General features: G+C 52.4%; 17 protein-coding genes and 1 pseudogene. 6 read left to right on the forward strand and 12 right to left on the reverse strand.

Translation table 11 applies throughout. From position 1 onward, the window contains the following. Positions 1-30 precede the first annotated feature (30 nt). The 3 genes from asd to NQZ67_RS22505 all read right to left on the reverse strand — a co-directional run bounded on the left by asd (position 31) and on the right by NQZ67_RS22505 (position 2,747). Positions 31-1,119, reverse strand: coding sequence for an aspartate-semialdehyde dehydrogenase (gene asd, locus NQZ67_RS22495; RefSeq protein WP_257450316.1), 1,089 nt, complete (start codon positions 1,117-1,119; stop codon positions 31-33). A 476-nt stretch (positions 1,120-1,595) separates the two neighbouring features. After that, positions 1,596-2,021 carry an NUDIX hydrolase gene (locus NQZ67_RS22500; RefSeq protein WP_306813014.1) on the reverse strand — a complete coding sequence of 142 codons (426 nt, stop codon included), beginning with the start codon at positions 2,019-2,021 and terminating at the stop codon, positions 1,596-1,598. 135 nt (positions 2,022-2,156) lie between these two features. Further along, positions 2,157-2,747, reverse strand: a complete 591-nt coding sequence (locus NQZ67_RS22505) for a hypothetical protein (RefSeq protein WP_257450318.1) — start codon at positions 2,745-2,747, stop codon at positions 2,157-2,159. Between the two features lie 204 nt (positions 2,748-2,951). Here NQZ67_RS22505 and NQZ67_RS22510 point away from each other — a divergent pair, with 204 nt between their 5' ends. Then, on the forward strand, positions 2,952-4,151 hold the full coding sequence (locus tag NQZ67_RS22510) for a serine hydrolase domain-containing protein (RefSeq protein ID WP_257450320.1): 1,200 nt from the start codon (positions 2,952-2,954) through the stop codon (positions 4,149-4,151). 52 nt (positions 4,152-4,203) lie between these two features. Here NQZ67_RS22510 and NQZ67_RS22515 read toward each other — a convergent pair whose 3' ends face one another. Continuing rightward, positions 4,204-5,070 (reverse strand): helix-turn-helix domain-containing protein, encoded by an 867-nt coding sequence (locus tag NQZ67_RS22515; protein ID WP_257450322.1) that lies wholly within the window; start codon positions 5,068-5,070, stop codon positions 4,204-4,206. A 267-nt stretch (positions 5,071-5,337) separates the two neighbouring features. Between NQZ67_RS22515 and NQZ67_RS22520 the strand changes: the two genes are divergently transcribed. The 4 genes from NQZ67_RS22520 (at position 5,338) to NQZ67_RS22535 (ending at position 9,914) form a co-directional block, all read left to right on the forward strand. Continuing rightward, positions 5,338-6,717: an ABC transporter substrate-binding protein gene (locus NQZ67_RS22520; RefSeq protein ID WP_257450324.1), complete on the forward strand. Its 1,380-nt coding sequence runs from the start codon at positions 5,338-5,340 to the stop codon at positions 6,715-6,717. A 64-nt stretch (positions 6,718-6,781) separates the two neighbouring features. Then, positions 6,782-7,660: a carbohydrate ABC transporter permease gene (locus NQZ67_RS22525; protein ID WP_257450326.1), complete on the forward strand. Its 879-nt coding sequence runs from the start codon at positions 6,782-6,784 to the stop codon at positions 7,658-7,660. An 18-nt stretch (positions 7,661-7,678) separates the two neighbouring features. Beyond that, positions 7,679-8,521 (forward strand): carbohydrate ABC transporter permease, encoded by an 843-nt coding sequence (locus NQZ67_RS22530; protein ID WP_257450328.1) that lies wholly within the window; start codon positions 7,679-7,681, stop codon positions 8,519-8,521. Positions 8,522-8,570: 49 nt separating this feature from the next. Next, complete coding sequence (locus tag NQZ67_RS22535; RefSeq protein WP_257450330.1) at positions 8,571-9,914, forward strand: NosD domain-containing protein; 1,344 nt, start codon at positions 8,571-8,573, stop codon at positions 9,912-9,914. 141 nt (positions 9,915-10,055) lie between these two features. Here NQZ67_RS22535 and NQZ67_RS22540 read toward each other — a convergent pair whose 3' ends face one another. The 8 genes and pseudogenes from NQZ67_RS22540 to NQZ67_RS22575 all read right to left on the reverse strand — a co-directional run. Continuing rightward, positions 10,056-11,426, reverse strand: coding sequence for a hypothetical protein (locus NQZ67_RS22540; protein ID WP_371825346.1), 1,371 nt, complete (start codon positions 11,424-11,426; stop codon positions 10,056-10,058). 129 nt (positions 11,427-11,555) lie between these two features. After that, complete coding sequence (locus NQZ67_RS22545) at positions 11,556-12,623, reverse strand: DUF5667 domain-containing protein (RefSeq protein ID WP_257450335.1); 1,068 nt, start codon at positions 12,621-12,623, stop codon at positions 11,556-11,558. 108 nt (positions 12,624-12,731) lie between these two features. Continuing rightward, positions 12,732-13,451 carry an MOSC domain-containing protein gene (locus NQZ67_RS30715; protein WP_257450337.1) on the reverse strand — a complete coding sequence of 240 codons (720 nt, stop codon included), beginning with the start codon at positions 13,449-13,451 and terminating at the stop codon, positions 12,732-12,734. A gap of 42 nt (positions 13,452-13,493) precedes the next feature. Further along, positions 13,494-14,051, reverse strand: coding sequence for a DEAD/DEAH box helicase family protein (locus NQZ67_RS22555; RefSeq protein WP_257450340.1), 558 nt, complete (start codon positions 14,049-14,051; stop codon positions 13,494-13,496). Between the two features lie 32 nt (positions 14,052-14,083). Continuing rightward, positions 14,084-14,566 carry an 8-oxo-dGTP diphosphatase gene (locus tag NQZ67_RS22560; protein WP_257450343.1) on the reverse strand — a complete coding sequence of 161 codons (483 nt, stop codon included), beginning with the start codon at positions 14,564-14,566 and terminating at the stop codon, positions 14,084-14,086. Between the two features lie 11 nt (positions 14,567-14,577). After that, positions 14,578-14,904, reverse strand: a complete 327-nt coding sequence (locus NQZ67_RS22565; RefSeq protein ID WP_257450345.1) for a hypothetical protein — start codon at positions 14,902-14,904, stop codon at positions 14,578-14,580. A gap of 17 nt (positions 14,905-14,921) precedes the next feature. Continuing rightward, positions 14,922-15,707, reverse strand: coding sequence for a phosphotransferase (locus tag NQZ67_RS22570; RefSeq protein WP_257450368.1), 786 nt, complete (start codon positions 15,705-15,707; stop codon positions 14,922-14,924). Between the two features lie 15 nt (positions 15,708-15,722). Then, positions 15,723-16,220, reverse strand: a pseudogene (locus tag NQZ67_RS22575) (nucleotidyltransferase family protein); the annotation flags it as partial. A 253-nt stretch (positions 16,221-16,473) separates the two neighbouring features. On the opposite strand from NQZ67_RS22575, the gene NQZ67_RS22580 reads away from it, so the two are divergent. Beyond that, positions 16,474-16,908 (forward strand): winged helix-turn-helix transcriptional regulator, encoded by a 435-nt coding sequence (locus tag NQZ67_RS22580; RefSeq protein ID WP_257450348.1) that lies wholly within the window; start codon positions 16,474-16,476, stop codon positions 16,906-16,908. The last annotated feature ends 313 nt before the right edge of the window (positions 16,909-17,221 follow it).

A 17,221-nucleotide genomic window follows, 5' to 3' on the forward strand; every position in this document is an offset into this window, starting at 1 on the left:
CCCCCCCCCCCCTGTGCCTCTTCTTCTAAGTTACTTCTTCGCGGCGATGTAGCCTTCCGCCTTCAGCAGCTCGGCGATCAGCACCGCGCCGCCGGCTGCGCCGCGGAGCGTGTTGTGCGACAAGCCGACGAATTTGTAATCGTACAGCGAGTCTTCGCGCAGACGGCCGGCGGATACGCCCATGCCTTTCTCAATATTGCGGTCGAGATTCGTCTGCGGACGATTCTCTTCTTCGAAGTAAGTGATGAACTGCTTCGGCGCGCTTGGCAGCTCAAGCTCCTGCGGACGGCCCTTGTAGCCGTTCCAGCGCTCGAGAATTTGTTCCTTCGACGGTTTGTTCTCGAACGATACGAATACCGTCGCGAGATGTCCGTCCGTTACAGGCACGCGGATACATTGCGTCGTGATGTGCGGCTCGCTCGCTTTGACGATCTGGCCATCCTCGACGGAGCCCCAGATGCGAAGCGGCTCCTGCTCGCTCTTCTCTTCTTCGCCGCCGATGTACGGAATAACGTTGTCGAGCATTTCCGGCCAGTCGGTGAAGTTTTTGCCCGCGCCGGAGATCGCTTGGTACGTCGACGCGACAACCGTCTTCGGACCGAATTCCTTCAACGCGTTCAGCATCGGCACATAGCTCTGGATCGAGCAGTTCGGCTTAACGGCGATGAAGCCCGTTTCGGTGCCAAGACGTTTTCTTTGCGCGGCGATGACTTCCAGATGCTCTGGGTTAATCTCCGGAATGACCATCGGCACGTCGGCCGTCCAGCGGTGAGCCGAGTTGTTGGACACGACAGGCGTTCCCGTCTTCGCGTAAGCTTCTTCCAGCGCTTTGATTTCTTCCTTCTTCATATCGACCGCGCAGAAGATGAAGTCGACGCCAGCCGCTACTTCCTCGACCTTCGAAGCGTCCTGCACGACGATCTGCTTCACGTCCTCCGGAATCGGCGTATCGAGCTTCCATCTGCCCTGCACGGATTGCTCATATGTTTTGCCCGCCGAGCTTGCGCTCGCCGCGATTGCCGTTACTTTGAACCAAGGATGCCCATCCAGCAGTTGAACAAAACGTTGTCCAACCATTCCCGTACCGCCGACAATACCTGCTCTCAATTGCTCTGCCATTTATGATCTCCTCCTAATCGATATTCCATGAATGAAATTCCCTATAAGTCCGTTGATGCGTATATTCTATTACATGTAAGCCTTGTTTCTTTTGCAACCGAAATAAAAAAATCCCACCCCCAAGACTTCTTCAGCCTCAGGGACGAGATTCGATATCCTCGTGGTACCACCCTTGATTCGCTGACATGTCGCCATGCCCGCCTCTTCGAGTACGGCATTCCAATTGGCAATGCTTATACCCTAGCTCTGTAACAGGAGCTCCTGTCGCACCATCCCCGCTCATTCGAACCGGTTCCGATGCGCTGCTCAGAGTCTTTCTTCGGTAACGTCTTCTTTGCCCCTTCTCAGCTGCCGGGGCTCTCTGCGAAAGAAATCCATTTACCTACTCGTCTCGTCATCGCATTTCATTCGTTGTTGGAATTATCTTAACAAATATAAGCGAGGAGGTAAACCTCCTTTTTTTGAAAATTCCAACCCTAACTATCGAGCTCGAACAAGCTTTTGCACAGTCTCACCTGTTCCAGCATATGCCCGATATTGCCTTCTCCGGCATAACGGGACCTGTCGAAGAAATTCTGATCCAGCTCCGTCCAAAACAATTCGTTCTCATCGCCGGAAGCTTCGACTTCGAATTTCAATCGTCCTGCATACATTTCCACCTGGCATTGCTGGACATAATAAGTAAAATCCATGACATGGTGCAGCGTCACGGCATCCCGGGCTATGCCCGCCTCCTCAAGCAGCTCGCGGTAAGCCGCGTCGATGCCGGTCTCATCCGGTTCGATTTTTCCGCCGATCAGATTGAACAGACCTTTGTATGGTTCTTTTCGCCTCTTGCACATAAGCAACCGGTCCATGCCTGGGGTAAAGATCATAAGAACGTTATAGCCTTGCATGTGCATAGACCTGCACCTCCCGAAATGGATGGTTAGAAATTGCTGCGATGAAGCGATTCAACTTCCGCACTCCTATCAGACATCCGCTATTATTCCACTTCCTCTCATTGTATCGTTTTTAGTCTTCCTACGAAATGGACTTCACTCGGCAAATGCTCCTAATTGCGCATCGATATGCTCTGTCACGCTCCCCGAGTACACGCCCTTGGAGCCTTTTCCCGAGATGGCATGCGCAAAGAGCAAAGTTCGATCGTGAACCGAGAAATAGCTGACGTTCAGATACATCTGGTCCATGCCCGTTATGACGGGCGGATCCGCTCCGGCGTTGATGTCAAGCGTCCAGGCATCCACGTAACGAGCGGCGAATACGTGATTCTCCGTATAAAATTTCCCCCATGACAGCTTCATGCTGCCCGCGGCAGCCAGAACGTATTGACCATCCTTCGGATGTTCGGCAACCGATACGGTGCTTGGCCGTTCCCAGCCCCATATCGCCTTCCTCTCCAGCACAATCAGCGCAAGCCTATCTTTATCTGCCAGCAGCATGACCTTCGTTAACCGGTCGGACGAATCCGAGAACGAATACCCTTCCTCGTGAACAATGTTCTCCTTGGAAAATCCAATAGCGCGCAAATGATAGGACAAACTGTTCGTCATGATCCAATAGATTAGCCCTGCCAACACCAAAAGCAGGATGGAACCCACAATCGCTCCCGTTCGTCTGTTCATCATCTCATCCTGTCCTTGTCTGAATTCCGCTCGATAGCTTCCACACCCTAGAACGCTCAAAGCTTAGTCCTCGTTGCACACCGTTTCTTATTATTTCCCCCGCCGCGGGTCGAGGAGAAAATCCCGACTCTTCGCGGAATCCAAACCCGTCTAAAACTGGTAATTTAATGGAGTGATAATAAAGAAAAAAGCTGGGAGTGGAGAAAGATGAAGGAGAAACGGAAGAAAGGGCGAGTATGGCGAATAGCAGGAACGATTCTCGGAGTCATTCTGGTCGCCATCGCGGTTGTTGTTGCCGTACAGGTCGATTTCTCGAATCCCAAGGATTTGAACGAATTCGTCGAAGCGAAGATGGACAAATCGGGCATGACGGGCGCATCGATCGCCATCCTCAAGGACAACAAAGTCGAGCGCATCATTCATTATGGAGATGCCGACTCCGAGAATGGAAGTCCGGTAACGGACGACACTCTGTTCCAGATTGCCTCCGTGTCCAAAACGGTGACGGCGACGGCCGTCATGCAGCTGGTCGAGAAGGGCGCAATGAAGCTGGACGACGACATTAACGGCTATCTGCCCTTCCGCGTCGTACACCCGAAGTTCCCGGATACGCCGATTACGTTCCGCATGCTGCTCAGCCATACGTCCGGCATCGACAACAATTGGGAGGTGTACGAGAGCCTCTATACAACGCACAGCGGAGGCGGCGACTCGGCGGTGACGTTGGAGCAATTCATGAAGGGTTTTCTGCTGCCGGACGGCAAATGGTATGACGGGGAGAAAAATTTCACCGCGAACGAACCGGGGACGACGTTCGCCTACAGCAACATCGGATACGGCCTCCTCGGCTATCTGGTGGAGGAGATTAGCGATATGCCGTTTCCCGAGTATTCGCAAAAGCATATTTTCGACCCTCTCGGGATGACGGATACCGTATGGCTGCACAAGGACTTGTCAGACAAAGATCGGCTTGCCGTGCCCTATGAATCGAAAGGGAACCCACTCGTTCCTTATTCATTCCCAACCTATCCGGATGGCACGCTGAAGACGACCGTCTCGGACTTCGCCAAATTTTATCTGGCCATCATGAACGGCGGGCAAGGCGAGAACGGCTCCATCCTGTCGAAGGATACGCTGGAGGAGATGCTTAGACCCCAATCAGGCGACGGTAAGCAGGCCCTCGGCTGGAGCTACTCCCTGCCCGAAGAGCTCTACTTGAAAGGAGCCGTTCAAGGCAAGGCGGTTGGCCACAGCGGATCCGATCCCGGCGTGCTGGCGATCACCATGATGAACCCCAATAACCAGTCCGGCGTCATCGTCTTCTTTAATCAAGAGCTCGACCTGAACTTGCGGTCTCTGAACCTGCATTCCATGATGAAACGTCTGATCAAAGAAGCAGGCGTGTAGCTCTCCATTCACGCCGCAAGGAGCAGCCACTATCGGCTGCTTCTTGCGGCTTCTACTTTTTACGATAAAAGGAAGGGTTCACCCCATCTATTTTCTTAAAGGCTTTACTAAAGGAATGAATATCCGGAAAGCCGGTACTTTCAGCGATGAGCATTAACGGGTCATTAGTGAACTGAATCATTTCCTTCGCCTTTTCTATTCTTTGCAAAAGATGATATTGGATTGGACTCATCCCGAATGATTGCTTGAATAATGAAATCATATAGTACTTGCTAATCCCCGACATTTTGGAAAGTTCATCTAAGGTTACCTTTCGAGCGATATTGTGTTTCAAGAAGAGCCGCAGCTGTTCCATTTCCCCCATATTGGTTACCAGATGCGGATTGCGGTTCCAGTAGTTCTCGCGTAAAAGTACATTCAATAATTGCAAAAACAGACCTTTTATATTCATTTCATAAAAGGGTAACGTCATTTGAAATTCTTTGATGATATCAAAGATCAATCTTTCGATAACCAAGGTATTCCTTAACCGAATGTGTCCGGGAATCCGAGGGGCGATTTGTTCAAGATCGTCGTTTCGAAACCACTTCATCTCATCCTCCGTCATATCTTCGAGTTTTTTAAAGGAGACCTTCACATCCGGACTATCCTCCTTATAGAACAAATCAAAATGCAAATGGGGTTGTCGTACTAATCCTGTTCCTAACTTTCTTATAGAGTGTCGTTGCTTTGGACGAAAAAGAAAGAGGTCCCCCGGTTCCCCGATAAAAACATCGTTCTCGATGGTGACTTGTATTCTGCCTTCCTTAACGTAAAGCAACTCATAGTCAAATAAAACTCTCTCTTCTAAATACCAAGGGGAAGGGATATAACTATCCATTGCTATCCGGATGTATGGCGATAATTGTTGAATGTTCATATCAGATCTTTCCCTTCTGCATATTGTTGAAAGCAATATATGACAAAAAATTAGTAATCCATCCTAAATACAAAACCCATAAATCTATAATAACATGTATATGCGAACGGTAAAGCGCTTCCAAACGATCCGAAATTATTGATAAGAAGATCCATGCCGTCTTCCCTTTACGGCCACATGATTTTCATCGACGGAGAAATTTGGCCGCCATACGGTTTGCGGGATCGGTAGTAAAACCGACGTAAAATAAATTAGGGGGTATCAAGTATGTCGAAGTTTAGAAGAACAGGTTTTCTTATAATCGCTGTCATGTTGGTTGTCGGCACGGTATTGGGCGGATGCTCGGGCAAGAAGGAGAGTGCTGCCGACACGGGCGGCAATACGGGCGCGGAAGGCAGTCCTTCCTCCTCGGATAACGGAGGCGACAAAACGATTACCGTTATCGTGGAAGGCGGAAGTCCCGCTTTCAAAGTGGCGACGGCTACGGCGAAGGAATTCAAGGAAACGAGCGGCTACGATGTTAAAATCGAGGCCGTGCCTTATATCGGCGTATTCGACAAATTGAACGCGGAACTCAAAGCCAAAGCGGGCTCTTATGACGCTGCGATCATCGACATCCTGTGGTTCCCGGCACTGGCAGACGGACTCGCGCCAATGGACGATTTGTTCACCGACGAAGTAAAAGGCGACTTGTATCCGAATCTGATCGACGGCGCGAACGTTGACGGCAAGCTGCTCGGCATGCCAGTCTGGACCAACTCCAAAACCATGCTGTACCGGAAAGACCTGTTCGAAGATGCGAAGGAAAAAGAGAATTTCAAGCAGCAATTCGGCTATGACTTGAAGCCGCCTGCCAACTGGCAGGAATACCGCGACGTCGCCAAGTTCTTCACCCGGGATTCGAATAATGACGGCACCATCGACATGTACGGAACGGGCGTCCTCGGCAAAAACAACGGCGATTCCGTGGCAAGCTGGCTGGATCATGCGCTGCAGGCCGGGGCGGATCGTCTCGTCATCGGCGAAGACGGCAAAGCGAACGTCAATACGAAGCCTTACGTCGATGCGCTGGATTTCCTGACAAAGGTGTTGAACGAAGACAAATCGGCTCCGGAGGGTGCGCTTAATATGGCCTCCGACGAGATAGCCGAATTGTTCTGGAACGGCAAGATGGCCATGATGCTGGAGTGGGGACATTTCTTCGTTCCGTCGAACGACCCTGCCAAATCGAAAGTGGCCGGCAAAGTCGGATCGGCTCCTATGATCGCCGGCGAAGCCGGCATCGGCGTAGTCCCGGGACCATGGTACGAGGTTATCCCGTCCTCCTCGAAGAAGCAGGATATCGCGAAACAGTACGTGAAATTCCTGTATGACCGCAATGAACAGTTCTTGTCGGCGATCGGCGTTGCGGCGCGCAAATCGATCCTTGAGACCAACGGGCAAAAACCGGAATATGCGCATCTGCTTTCGCTCGGCGAGACGCTTGCAGCCAAGCAAACCAAGAATCGTCCCGTACTCGAACATTGGAACGAAATCGAGAGCGAAGCGTTAATCCCGGCCGTCCAATCCGCTCTGTCGGGCAAGAAGACGCCTCAGGAAGCGCTGGATGAAGCAGCCGAAGTCATTAACGAAATTCAAGGGCAATAGGAAACCGGAGGATGGGCTTGCCTATCCTCCGCTTCCTCCATCGAAATGAAAAGGAAGTGACGCCATGACGAAGAGTGATCGGAGAACGGCATTTCTATTCTTTGCGCCCGCTGCATCGTTCATGATCTTGTTTTTCGTATATCCGATGTTCCTGCTCGTCAGGGACAGCCTGTTCGATTCCAAAACGGGGACGCAATTCGTCGGCGGGGAAAATTACATCCGCGCGTTAAGCTCGGACCGTTTCTATAAATCGCTGTACAACACCGTCGTATTCGTCGTTGGAGCGGTTTCGATCGAGCTGATCCTAGGGTTGGTCCTGGCGCTGCTCTTAAGCACCGGCTTCCGGGGCAGCCATGCCGCGCGTACGATGTTCCTCAGTCCGCTGATGATCGCGCCTCTGGTGGGCGGGTTGATCTGGAAGTTTATGCTGAACGATCAATTCGGGATTCTGAACACCATTCTTTTCAAAATCGGGTGGATTGACAGCCCGCAAAGCATTCTGTGGCTTTCCGATGAACGATACGCGCTTCTTTCCTGTATGATCGCAGATGTCTGGTTGACGACGCCCTTTATGATGCTCGTCCTTCTGGCCGGCATTCAAGGCATACCCGAAAGCTTGTATGAAGCCGCTCATATCGACGGGGCCAACAAAGCACAGCGCTTCTGGCGCATCACGCTGCCCTGCCTGCGTCCCGTCATCGTTGTGGCCTTGCTGATTCGGATAATCGATGCGGCCCGCTCGTTCGACATCATCTGGGTATTGACGCAAGGCGGCCCCAACTTCTCTTCTTCCGTGCTGAGCACCATGATTTATAATTCGATGGCACGCTTCAATCAGGTTGGCTACGCAAGTGCCATGGCCATCCTGTTCATGGTCGTCCTGATGGCGATTTGCGGCGTTTTCATGATGCGATTATGGAATCCCAACAAGAAAGCAATCTGACGCAGGAGGGTTATCGACGTGAATGCTTCTATAAGACAAAGAACAAAGGCAGGATCGATACTCGTCCAGCTGACAACGGCATTGTTCGTGATTGCCTTCTTGTTCCCTTATATTTATTTGATCATGACTTCCCTTAAGCCGTCGATGGAGGTCATCTCCACAACGCCGACTCTTCTACCCTCCGCCTTCACGCTGGACAGCTTCCGGACGATGTTCGATGTCCTGCCGGTGGGGAAATATATCGGCAACAGCTTTATTACGGCAATTTCCAGTACGGTAGTTAGCGTCTTTCTCGGTTCGCTTGCGGCATACGGTCTCTCCAGATTTTCATCCCGCATCGGCAACCTGTTTCTGCTGTTGACGCTTGCCGTACGGATGGTGCCGCTAATCAGCGTTGCGGTGCCGATGTATGGCATCATTAACCGGCTCGGCCTGTACGATACGAAGACTGCGCTGATCCTTGTTTACACAAGCATTAATATCCCATTCGTCATTTGGATGATGATCGGATTTTTCGACGGCCTGCCCAAAGAATTGGATGAATCCGCGCGCGTGGACGGATGCGGCAAGTTCGGCGCATTCATGCGGATTATTCTGCCGATCTCTCTCCCGGGTCTTGCGACTACCGCGATTTTCAGCTATATGCTTTCGTGGAATGATTTCCTGATGGCTCTCATGATGTCCAGCACGACGGCGAAGACATTGCCGGTAGGACTCTCCGAATTTCTGGGCGCCTATAACCTCGATCTGGGTCCGATGACGGCCGCGGCCGTCCTGTTCAGCCTGCCGGTTATGCTGTTCTCCGTCATGATTCAGCGCTATATCGTAAGCGGGATGACGATGGGTGCCGTGAAAGAATAAGCGCAGTTACGAAACAAACATAATCAATGGATAGGGGAATGCTTTATTTATGGCTAGCAGCAATTATTACGACGTAACAGAGTGGCCGGTCGGTAATCCCTATGAGGATATCGGCGAGGTAATCAATAGCATCATAGCCCATATCAAAAGCAGGCAAACGGAGACGGATGTGAATAAAGGCGGAAAGCCGGGGGCGGTTATTTATATTCCACCAGGTGATTACCGACTTTGCACTCCAGTCCTTATAGACATCAGCTATCTTAAAATTATGGGTTCTGGACACGGGTTCACATCTTCGAGTATTCGTTTTAATACTCCCGAGAATGAATGGGCGGATTTGCATGAACTATGGCCGGGAGGAAGTCGCATACTCGTAGATATTCCCCTGGAAGCAGATGACGAGGAATGTAAAGGCGCTGCATTTTATGTGCAACGAAGCGGAAATCCCCGAATAAGCTCGGTCGAGTTTGCTGACTTTTGTATCGATGGTTTGCATTTTATTGAAGATGGTTCTGGTTCGGGATATCCGGAAAACACCTACACGAACGGGAAAACGGGTATTTACGTCGCAAGCGCATGCGACTCGTTTCGGATTACGGGCATGGGATTTGTCTATTTAGAGCATGGCATTACCATTTATCATGCGGATGCATTGACTATACATGATAATTTCATAGCGGAATGCGGGAACTGCATAGAACTGCGAGGTTGGGGTCAAGCTTCCAAAATATCCGATAACTTGATAGGAGCCGGCTTCAAAGGATATTCCATCTACGCTCAAAGTTTTGGCGGCCTTTTAATTACAGCCAATAATATTTTCCCGCGAGGTGCGAGCAGTATTTGTTTGGATGGCGTGACGCGTTCCAGTATCACCAATAATAGACTTCATTCCTTTTATCCGGGAATGGTGGTGTTCAGGGGAAATTGTTCGGAAAACTTGGTTTCTTCCAATCACTTTTTGCGTGATCATGAACCTTGGACTCCTTTCCTCGGAATAGACAATGGTTTAGATGATAGGTTTGGTCTCTTATCGATCAGCGGCAACCATAATTCTGTCATTGGCAATCACTTTTCCGCAGCCATTCATACTCAGAACATCAAGCCGATAGGCGCAACGCCTGTAATCATACGTATGGTTTCGGGTAATGGAAATTTTATTTCCAATAATCATGTAGTTGCCACGGAGATTCATGCCAAGACAAGTGATTCTTGCTTCTCTGCGCAAGTAGACGCTTTGTTGACCACCGAAGCATCGGAGCCGCTTGCCGTAACAACCGTATTGGTAGAGAAAGAATCGCTCCAGAATACGATTCTGGATTCGGGAAGCGGTGCACAGGTTGTTATGGACATGACTGTAAATGCATTCAGAGCCACTCCAACGCCAGGAGCATAAATGATGCAAAGCATGAGTTCGGAGGTGCGGCAGCCCTTGAGCGGCTGCCGCCTCCTCTTGTCACCGTCCGAACTTCGTACAGTGTCCAACAGCATGGGTATATCCCTCTTTTTTTGGTAAGAACGTCCATTCCGCAGGCCGCTACAAGAATGATAGACGGCTGCTTAATGAGCGGATATGGCCGGCGTCGGCCCACAAGATGAAATAGTTATAGAAGGATTCTCCGATTCGTATAGGCTGCGGATACCTCGCGATAAGGGCGGCTTGATTGTTCATCTCCGCCGGTTGATCGGCTGACGGGAGGATGAGGCAGGCCTCTTGGCCCCGTATCGTCGCCATGCTCACTTGAGGAGAGGAACCGTACGGCATCAAAGGGTGAAAAGCTTCTGCATGGCACACTTCGGCGAGCCGGTCGTCCGATGATATCGCGGATACTTGGAAGAAACCGTCGATCCCCTCGTATCGATCTTCGCTGACCTGCCGCCAGGCTGAGGGATAAGGAAAGGATACCCGGTAGACGGAGTTGGTGTAGATCGATTCCGGAGTCCTTCTAATACGGGGTGACCACTGCAGCGCGGTAATCCGGCCGCCGCTTAAGACGTTTACCGCCTGTTGCTGCCGGAAATCGACGATCCAGAGCTGAGTGGCTTGATCGCCGCTTGCGCATCCCGTATAGGCGATGCTGCCGCTGTCCGGCGACCAGCTGACGGGCGTCGCGAAGCAGCCCGAAGCCGCCAGCGTCCTTTGATTCTGTCCGGTTCGGCTGTCGGTTTGAATAAGCGAATAATAAAGCGGCTCCTTGAAGGCGGTTGCGCTGTAAGCGATGCTCCGGGAATCCGGAGACCAAGCCGGGTAGTAGTTTTTGGCGAGCGGCCCGCCGGGGAGCGTGTAGACGACGCCTGTCGCCAGATTGACCGTCGCTATGATGGAAATGCTCGCTCCGGGAAACGTATAGAGGGCGAGCGTCCCGTCCGGGGAAAGCCGAAGGTCGTGAATCGGCCCGTCTGTATTCTTCGGCAATTGTCTCCGATTCGAGCCATCCGCCCGAATTCGGAAGAGCTGGCCGTTGCCGCTGGCATCCGAAGCGGCGAACAAAAGCTCTGTGCCTGAAGGGAACCACTGGACATCGCTGGCGCCAGGCTCAGCTATGGAGTTGCTGTTGTGCGATAACGTATCGTAGACGACGATTCGCCCGTTCTTGACATACGCGAGGGATCGGCCGTCCGGAGACCAGCTCAGCAGGGTGTAGGGTTCGATTTGGTCAATACGGGCGACCGAGCGCGAGATAAGGTCCAATACATGGACGACATGGTTAACGCCGATGAAGGCGATGCTCCTGCCGTCCGGAGACCAATAGGGAACGGAGTAGTCCGCCCCAAGTCCCTGCGTAAGCCGAGCAGGAGGACCGCCCCTCGGCCGAAGCAGCCAAATGTCAAACGTCCCGCCGCGGTCCGACGTGAAAGCGATCCATCCTGGATCGAAAGGTTGAGGAACTGCTTGCAAGGTTAACACCCTCTCCTGATGCATCTTATCCTTCAGATGTATTCAGAAGCAGGCGATTAGGCGACAGTCCTGGACAGGGGATTACTAAGCGAGGCCGTACAGAAAAGGACTGCCGTTCTCACGGCAGCCCTTGCTTTATTATTTCGCTTCTTTTTTGTGTTCGGCGGATTTGCCCCGATCGGCATTTCCCTGCGATTTCTCCGATTTGTTCTGCTGCTTCGCTTCCGGCTTTCCGGATGGCTGCTTCTGGTCTTTTTCTTTGTTTGGCTTTTGCTTCTTCTCTTGGCTCGGCTTCACGGATGCGGCGTCGTTGTCGTTGTCGCCAGCCGATGCTTCGGTGCTCTCTACGGATGCATCCGCGGAAGCGTTCGTCTCTTGGCCGTCCGCAGTTGTTGTTGCAGGTACGGCTACGGTTGTGCTTTCAGACATCGCCGCCTCGCCGTCTTGGTTCTTCTCGCTGAGCTTCGTCAGCTTCTTCTCCAATTTAGCAAAGGATTTCGTAATATTCTTCAGCAAGGAGCTTTGCGCTTGCGGATTCTTTACTTTCTCAAGAGCCGCGGTCAAGGCCACGATATTATGCTGCAGCGAGCTCTTGACTTTGTCTGCTTGCTCGGTATCCGCTTCTTCCTCTTCTTCATTCACGTCTTCGGCCGGTTGATCTTCGCTAACCGAAGTCGCAGTGGCATCCGTCGATTCGGCGGCCGGAGTCGATGCTGGCGTCGTACTTTCAGCCGCTTCTTCTTCCACGTTCGAATCCGTCGTTTCTGCGGAAGCAGCCGCGTCGACCGCCTGCTGTTGCTGAGCGAGCGCCCGCTGAAGCGTCTCCTCTGCTAGCTCCGCTTTTCCTTCTTTGTACAGCGCTGCCGATTCGGCCAATCGTTCTTTGGCAAATTGAGCGAGCAGAATGGCCTCATCCAAATCGCCTGACGCCGCAGCAAGCTGAATGCGCTCGTACATCGTTTTTATGAAATAGAAGAAGTCTCCCGGCAGAAGAGAAGGTGTTTCCTGCTCGACTTCCGTTGTGCTTGTAAGATCCGTTGTGGTTGTTTGCTCTGTTGTGCTTGTTGTCGCTGCGGCATCAGTCGCGACGCTTGGCTGCGTCTCCGCCTCGTCCGCCCATGCCGAGCCTGTCCCAACAGAAAGCGCGAGCATGCTGATAATCGTGCTTTTGGCAATAAAGCCCTTATAACCTTTGTTTGTACGCATATGAATATCCATCCCATCTCGTTGGCTTTGCGCTGCAGTCGCATTTAATTTAAGAATACGGATGGATGAATGTTTTTTGGGGGGTTAGGAGCGTTGCAAAATTATTCCTTACTCCTGCAGCAGTCTAATCTCGTCTCCCAGACGAACTCGCCCCGTCCTCACAACGGAGGCATATACGCCGAACTTCAGGTCCCATTCGTTATTCACTTTTTGGAGCACCCTTTTGTTCGTCTCCAGCGTATCCGGGTCGACGGTAATGAGACTGCATCGCTCGCAATAGCTGTCGACTTGCAGTACAACGTCTCCAATCGCAAGCCACTTGCCGATCCATTCTCGTTCGAGCATCGCGTCGTCTTCGATGGCCACTACAAAATTAGCGCGAAACCGGCGCGGATCGAGGCCCTGCTCGCACATGGCTTCGAGCTTCTTCAGACTCGCATCGGTAATAAGCAGGATGCTGGCGGCATCGACCGACATGAGATGGGGCTCCTCCGGATGCGGCGCCCGCAGCCGCGACATGGTAATCGGGGTTGCCGTCTGACTTTGGATTTCCGCCAGCAGCTCCTCGTCCCACCCGAAGAGGCGTCCGTCCGACGACCGAACACGAATGTCTCCCTCTTCGAAGCTGGCCTGATAAGTCAGCATTCCCGGTATATTCCGTGCCGTAACGAAGCGCGACCAGCCGGATTTCACCTCATTGTAAAAGGCCCCGAAACGGTCGCCGGCCAAGCCGTAAGCCTCGACGTCGCAAGCCTCCAAGCTTTCCCCCGCAAATGATTTAACCGGATAACGATTGATGCCGCTAATAATCCCTACTTGTATGGACACGTTGTTCCCTCGCTTTAATTCATGATGTGCACTTGAGTTTGGCTATAGACCAAATTGTGACGCAATCCGCTCCGCGGCCTCCTCGGGAGTCAGATTCGTATTGTTGATTCTCACATAGTTTGCCCTCTTGATCTCGCCTTCGAGCGAGTTCAAGCGATATTTGTCTAAGGACTGCTTCAGCTCTTGCTCGGAAAACTCGACGTTGCGTTTGGACGGCTTCTGCTCCAATCGATAAGGCGTTCGGTTCCGCTCGATCCTCCGCTCCAGCTCGGCCTCCAGCTCCACCCAATAAACCTCGGCGCCCTTGGATTCGAAGATGTCGGACACCTGCTGAACAAAATCCCAGTCCGACTGCAGATTAAACGCCCAAACGTAAGTGAAGATGAGCCCGTCCAAGTCGCTCTTGGATACGGCCTCGAAAATTTCCTTGCGGAACAAGTCCGACAACCGCCATGTCTCCGGACCGAATCCGAACAGAGGAGCCAGCATTTCCAGCGTCATATGGTTATGGAATAACTTTAACCCCGTTAACTTCTCCAGCTCCCGGCCAACGGTCATTTTCCCAACGGCCTGCGGGCCGAAAATTAACACAAATTTCATGGCGGCTCCTCCTCTATTTCTCTCCTTTACTCTCAGCCTAATCTCGTAACCTTATCCTCTATGGCGCACTGTCTGCTCTCGTCCCATACGACGGAAATTTCGAAGGTTCCGGCCTCAAAGAATAGAGGAAATCTTCTCCTAAACCAAGGCTGCATCGGCAATTGAAGCGCCTCGTTCACGTCTACCCAAACCAGCTCGCCCTCCGGCGGATTATGCAGCAGCTCTCCCGAGAATTGTTGAGCCACATAATTGAACACCATGTAACGGTAGTTCGTTTCGGGCACCACGTATTCGTCGACGCCCTTATACACGAGGTGCTCGGGAAGCACGTTCAGTCCCGTCTCCTCTTTCACTTCCCTGACGGCTCCCGCCGTGATGCTTTCCGTCAATTCCACCTTCCCTCCCGGCCCCAAATAACCGGGAAAGCCCTTGCTGTCGGGGCGGTTAACAAGCAGCACTTTGTCCCCGTCCTGAATGATGCACATCGTGTAAATGCCGCATTGCTGCTTGGCCATGTCGTTTCTCCTTATGAGCTGAAGATATTCGCCGGGATCTCGCCGCTTGAGTAGTAGTGGACGGGTTTGCCCTTCTCCTCGGCGTACGCGATCTCGCGTCTCGCGCTTTCGCCGATGTAGCCGCCGACGTCGATGACGAAGATTTCGTCGGACAGATCGATTTTGCGGAAATGAAGCTCGCCCAGCTGCTCCGCCTGCTCCTGCGTAAGCTGCAAGCCTTCGCTTTGTTCGAAGAAAGTGACGCTGAGCACGATATTCCCTTGCAGAGTGAGCCAGGCATTCGCCTGCTCGAACTGCTCCTTGAACTTCGTGGAGCCGCATAATGTGATGATCCGCATAATACTAGAAGCTCTCCTCAGAAAAATTCATAAAGCCCTTCATGATACCTTAATTCCGCCTCCGATATCCGGTAACGCACATACCCTTCGTAGAAGGGCTCCAGCAGCTCCGGAGCATCGACGAAACGCCCAATAGCCAATGCTTCGTCGTAACGCGGGTCGCCAATTGTCATCCCGGATACGTCAATGAACAAGTATACTTCGCCGTCATGCACCATGACGTTATCGGCGGTGCAATCGCCGTGGATCATCGTCTGCCGCACGGGCGCAAAGCGGTTGCGAACAAGCTCGTCCAGCAGCTTCCCATCGCCTTCGGATTGACCGCGCTCCAAATATAGCCTTGCCGCGGCGAGCCGCTCCTCCAGCCAGTCGCCGTCATGCGCCAGCGACTCCACGGGAGGGCGCTCATGGAAGCGGTGAAGGAACCGGCCGAAGCTGCGCAGCAGCGCCTTCTTCTCCTCGGGCGGCGCAGCCTTGAGCGCCGCCGTCAGCGTCGTCCCCTTCTCGCAGGACATAAGCAGGTGGCTGCCGTCCGTCTCCTCATGAAAAGCCGCGAATTTCGGAATTGGGAGTAATGCCTCTCCCGTGTTCCGCCGCAGCCGTTCGGCCTCGACCCTCAGCCATTCTCTATACCGCGAATCGGTCGCGCTTTTCAAAATATACGTCCCCGTTTCCGTTGACACGCGTCTCACTTGCGAGGTGCAGCCTTGCTCCGCCTGCAGCTCGATAGAGCGCACCTTCCCGGCAGCTTGCTCCAGCTTCGCGAGAGGCCCCGTCTCGAGTGCATCTTCCTCGCGGGTCATACCATTGAAATAGATAACCTTCGGCCACTTGCTCCTCCAGTTCTTCTGCACGATTCGCCGCTCGTATTTCTCCATAAGCTCCGGCCTGCTCATGAAAGCAGGCGTTGGCTTCACATGCAGGCGAAGCACGTCCTCAATTCCGCATGGCGCGGTCAGGACGATGCCTTCCTCTTCATCCAGCTTCAAGCCGAGCGCCGTGACCGTCTCCGGGAATTGAGAGATCGCGTCGACCGCGGAAGCATACGGAGGGATGCCGTTTATCTCGTGCATTCTCGCTTCGTTTTTCACCGACCAAGGGACGTCCGGCATCAGCGATCGAAGCCGGGCTTCCAGCTCTTTTTCACAGGACTCGTCCGTTCGCTCCGGCTCATAATAGACCACATCGACATCCGGCATGGAGGTGAATTCCGAATACCCGTGAAGCGTATCCCATATCTTGGTTCGCACGAATCCCGCGCACACCCACCAATCGGGCAGCTCCAGCGATTTGGCGGCGCGAAGGACGCTCATCATCCACTCGTCCTCGGCTACAAGACGAATAATGTCTTTTTCGTTCGTTATCGTTAGCGCCTTCTGAACCACAGCCGCTTCACATCCTTCTCTATGTAATAGGTTAAATATGACATTTCTCTCATTCTACCATTTTTAATAACCTTTAGATGCTATAATTCGATTAGCCGGGTTGGTTTTGTATGGCGTACGGCTCGCGCACATATACATTTTCTAATAACTAGAACATAGCGGATAGCGAAGGAGGTTCATTCCCATGAACCAACAACCGAATCATACGGATGGCTGCCAAGAAAGCGCAGGCTCCAGCATATGCGAGGTGCTGCAGATCCTAGGCGCGAAATGGGCCTTCCTCGTGCTGGAGGCCCTGCTGCAAGGACCGCAGCGCTTCAACCAGCTGCAGCGCAATGTGGCGATCGTCAAGACGCAGTCGCTCACCGATACGCTGCGGCATCTCGAGAGCAACGGTCTCGTCCATCGCGAAGTGTTCCCGACGGTACCCGTAACGGTGGAGTATTCGCTGACGGAGAAAGGCGCGGATTTCCAAGCCGCGCTGAAAGAAATGGAGAAGTGGGTTCTGAAATGGGGCGATAGGAGCGGCCCCAAGCCCCTTCCGAGCAATCGGCCGGGTAATTGCATAGACATACGGAAACCATCAGGGCAGCCTGATGGTTTTTTGTTATTTAGGTAATTTGTCGATGCTGCGGCGGCATATTGGATGTTCGAACTGAAATAGCGGACATAATACCGTTATTCCAAAACAACGATAGGTTCTCGTTCGAATAGCGGCATAAACGGCACTAATTCCTTAGGAAACGAAGGATTTTTTACATTAGGGAATCCATTAACAGTATTTTGGGTGTTATTTCGGCGTAATGCGATGACGTACAATAAGTTGTGTACCAACATTTGGAGTCTTTCCAAGACACAAAAAAGTAGAGTATCCTCGGGGTTACCACGCCACCAAGAAGGGACTCTACTCGATGACAATCATACCAGAAAAC

Origin of the sequence: Paenibacillus soyae, from assembly GCF_024623455.1 — a bacterium.
GTDB lineage: Bacteria > Bacillota > Bacilli > Paenibacillales > Paenibacillaceae > Pristimantibacillus > Pristimantibacillus soyae.

Bases quoted from the DNA above. Each gene is read 5' to 3' on its own strand.
- asd (WP_257450316.1), bottom strand. From the start codon at position 1,119: ATGGCAGAGCAATTGAGAGCAGGTATTGTCGGCGGTACGGGAATGGTT.
- NQZ67_RS22500 (WP_306813014.1), bottom strand. From the start codon at position 2,021: ATGCACATGCAAGGCTATAACGTTCTTATGATCTTTACCCCAGGCATG.
- NQZ67_RS22505 (WP_257450318.1), bottom strand. From the start codon at position 2,747: ATGATGAACAGACGAACGGGAGCGATTGTGGGTTCCATCCTGCTTTTG.
- NQZ67_RS22510 (WP_257450320.1), top strand. From the start codon at position 2,952: ATGAAGGAGAAACGGAAGAAAGGGCGAGTATGGCGAATAGCAGGAACG.
- NQZ67_RS22515 (WP_257450322.1), bottom strand. From the start codon at position 5,070: ATGAACATTCAACAATTATCGCCATACATCCGGATAGCAATGGATAGT.
- NQZ67_RS22520 (WP_257450324.1), top strand. From the start codon at position 5,338: ATGTCGAAGTTTAGAAGAACAGGTTTTCTTATAATCGCTGTCATGTTG.
- NQZ67_RS22525 (WP_257450326.1), top strand. From the start codon at position 6,782: ATGACGAAGAGTGATCGGAGAACGGCATTTCTATTCTTTGCGCCCGCT.
- NQZ67_RS22535 (WP_257450330.1), top strand. From the start codon at position 8,571: ATGGCTAGCAGCAATTATTACGACGTAACAGAGTGGCCGGTCGGTAAT.
- NQZ67_RS22545 (WP_257450335.1), bottom strand. From the start codon at position 12,623: ATGCGTACAAACAAAGGTTATAAGGGCTTTATTGCCAAAAGCACGATT.
- NQZ67_RS22555 (WP_257450340.1), bottom strand. From the start codon at position 14,051: ATGAAATTTGTGTTAATTTTCGGCCCGCAGGCCGTTGGGAAAATGACC.
- NQZ67_RS22560 (WP_257450343.1), bottom strand. From the start codon at position 14,566: ATGGCCAAGCAGCAATGCGGCATTTACACGATGTGCATCATTCAGGAC.
- NQZ67_RS22565 (WP_257450345.1), bottom strand. From the start codon at position 14,904: ATGCGGATCATCACATTATGCGGCTCCACGAAGTTCAAGGAGCAGTTC.
- NQZ67_RS22570 (WP_257450368.1), bottom strand. From the start codon at position 15,707: ATGACCCGCGAGGAAGATGCACTCGAGACGGGGCCTCTCGCGAAGCTG.
- NQZ67_RS22580 (WP_257450348.1), top strand. From the start codon at position 16,474: ATGAACCAACAACCGAATCATACGGATGGCTGCCAAGAAAGCGCAGGC.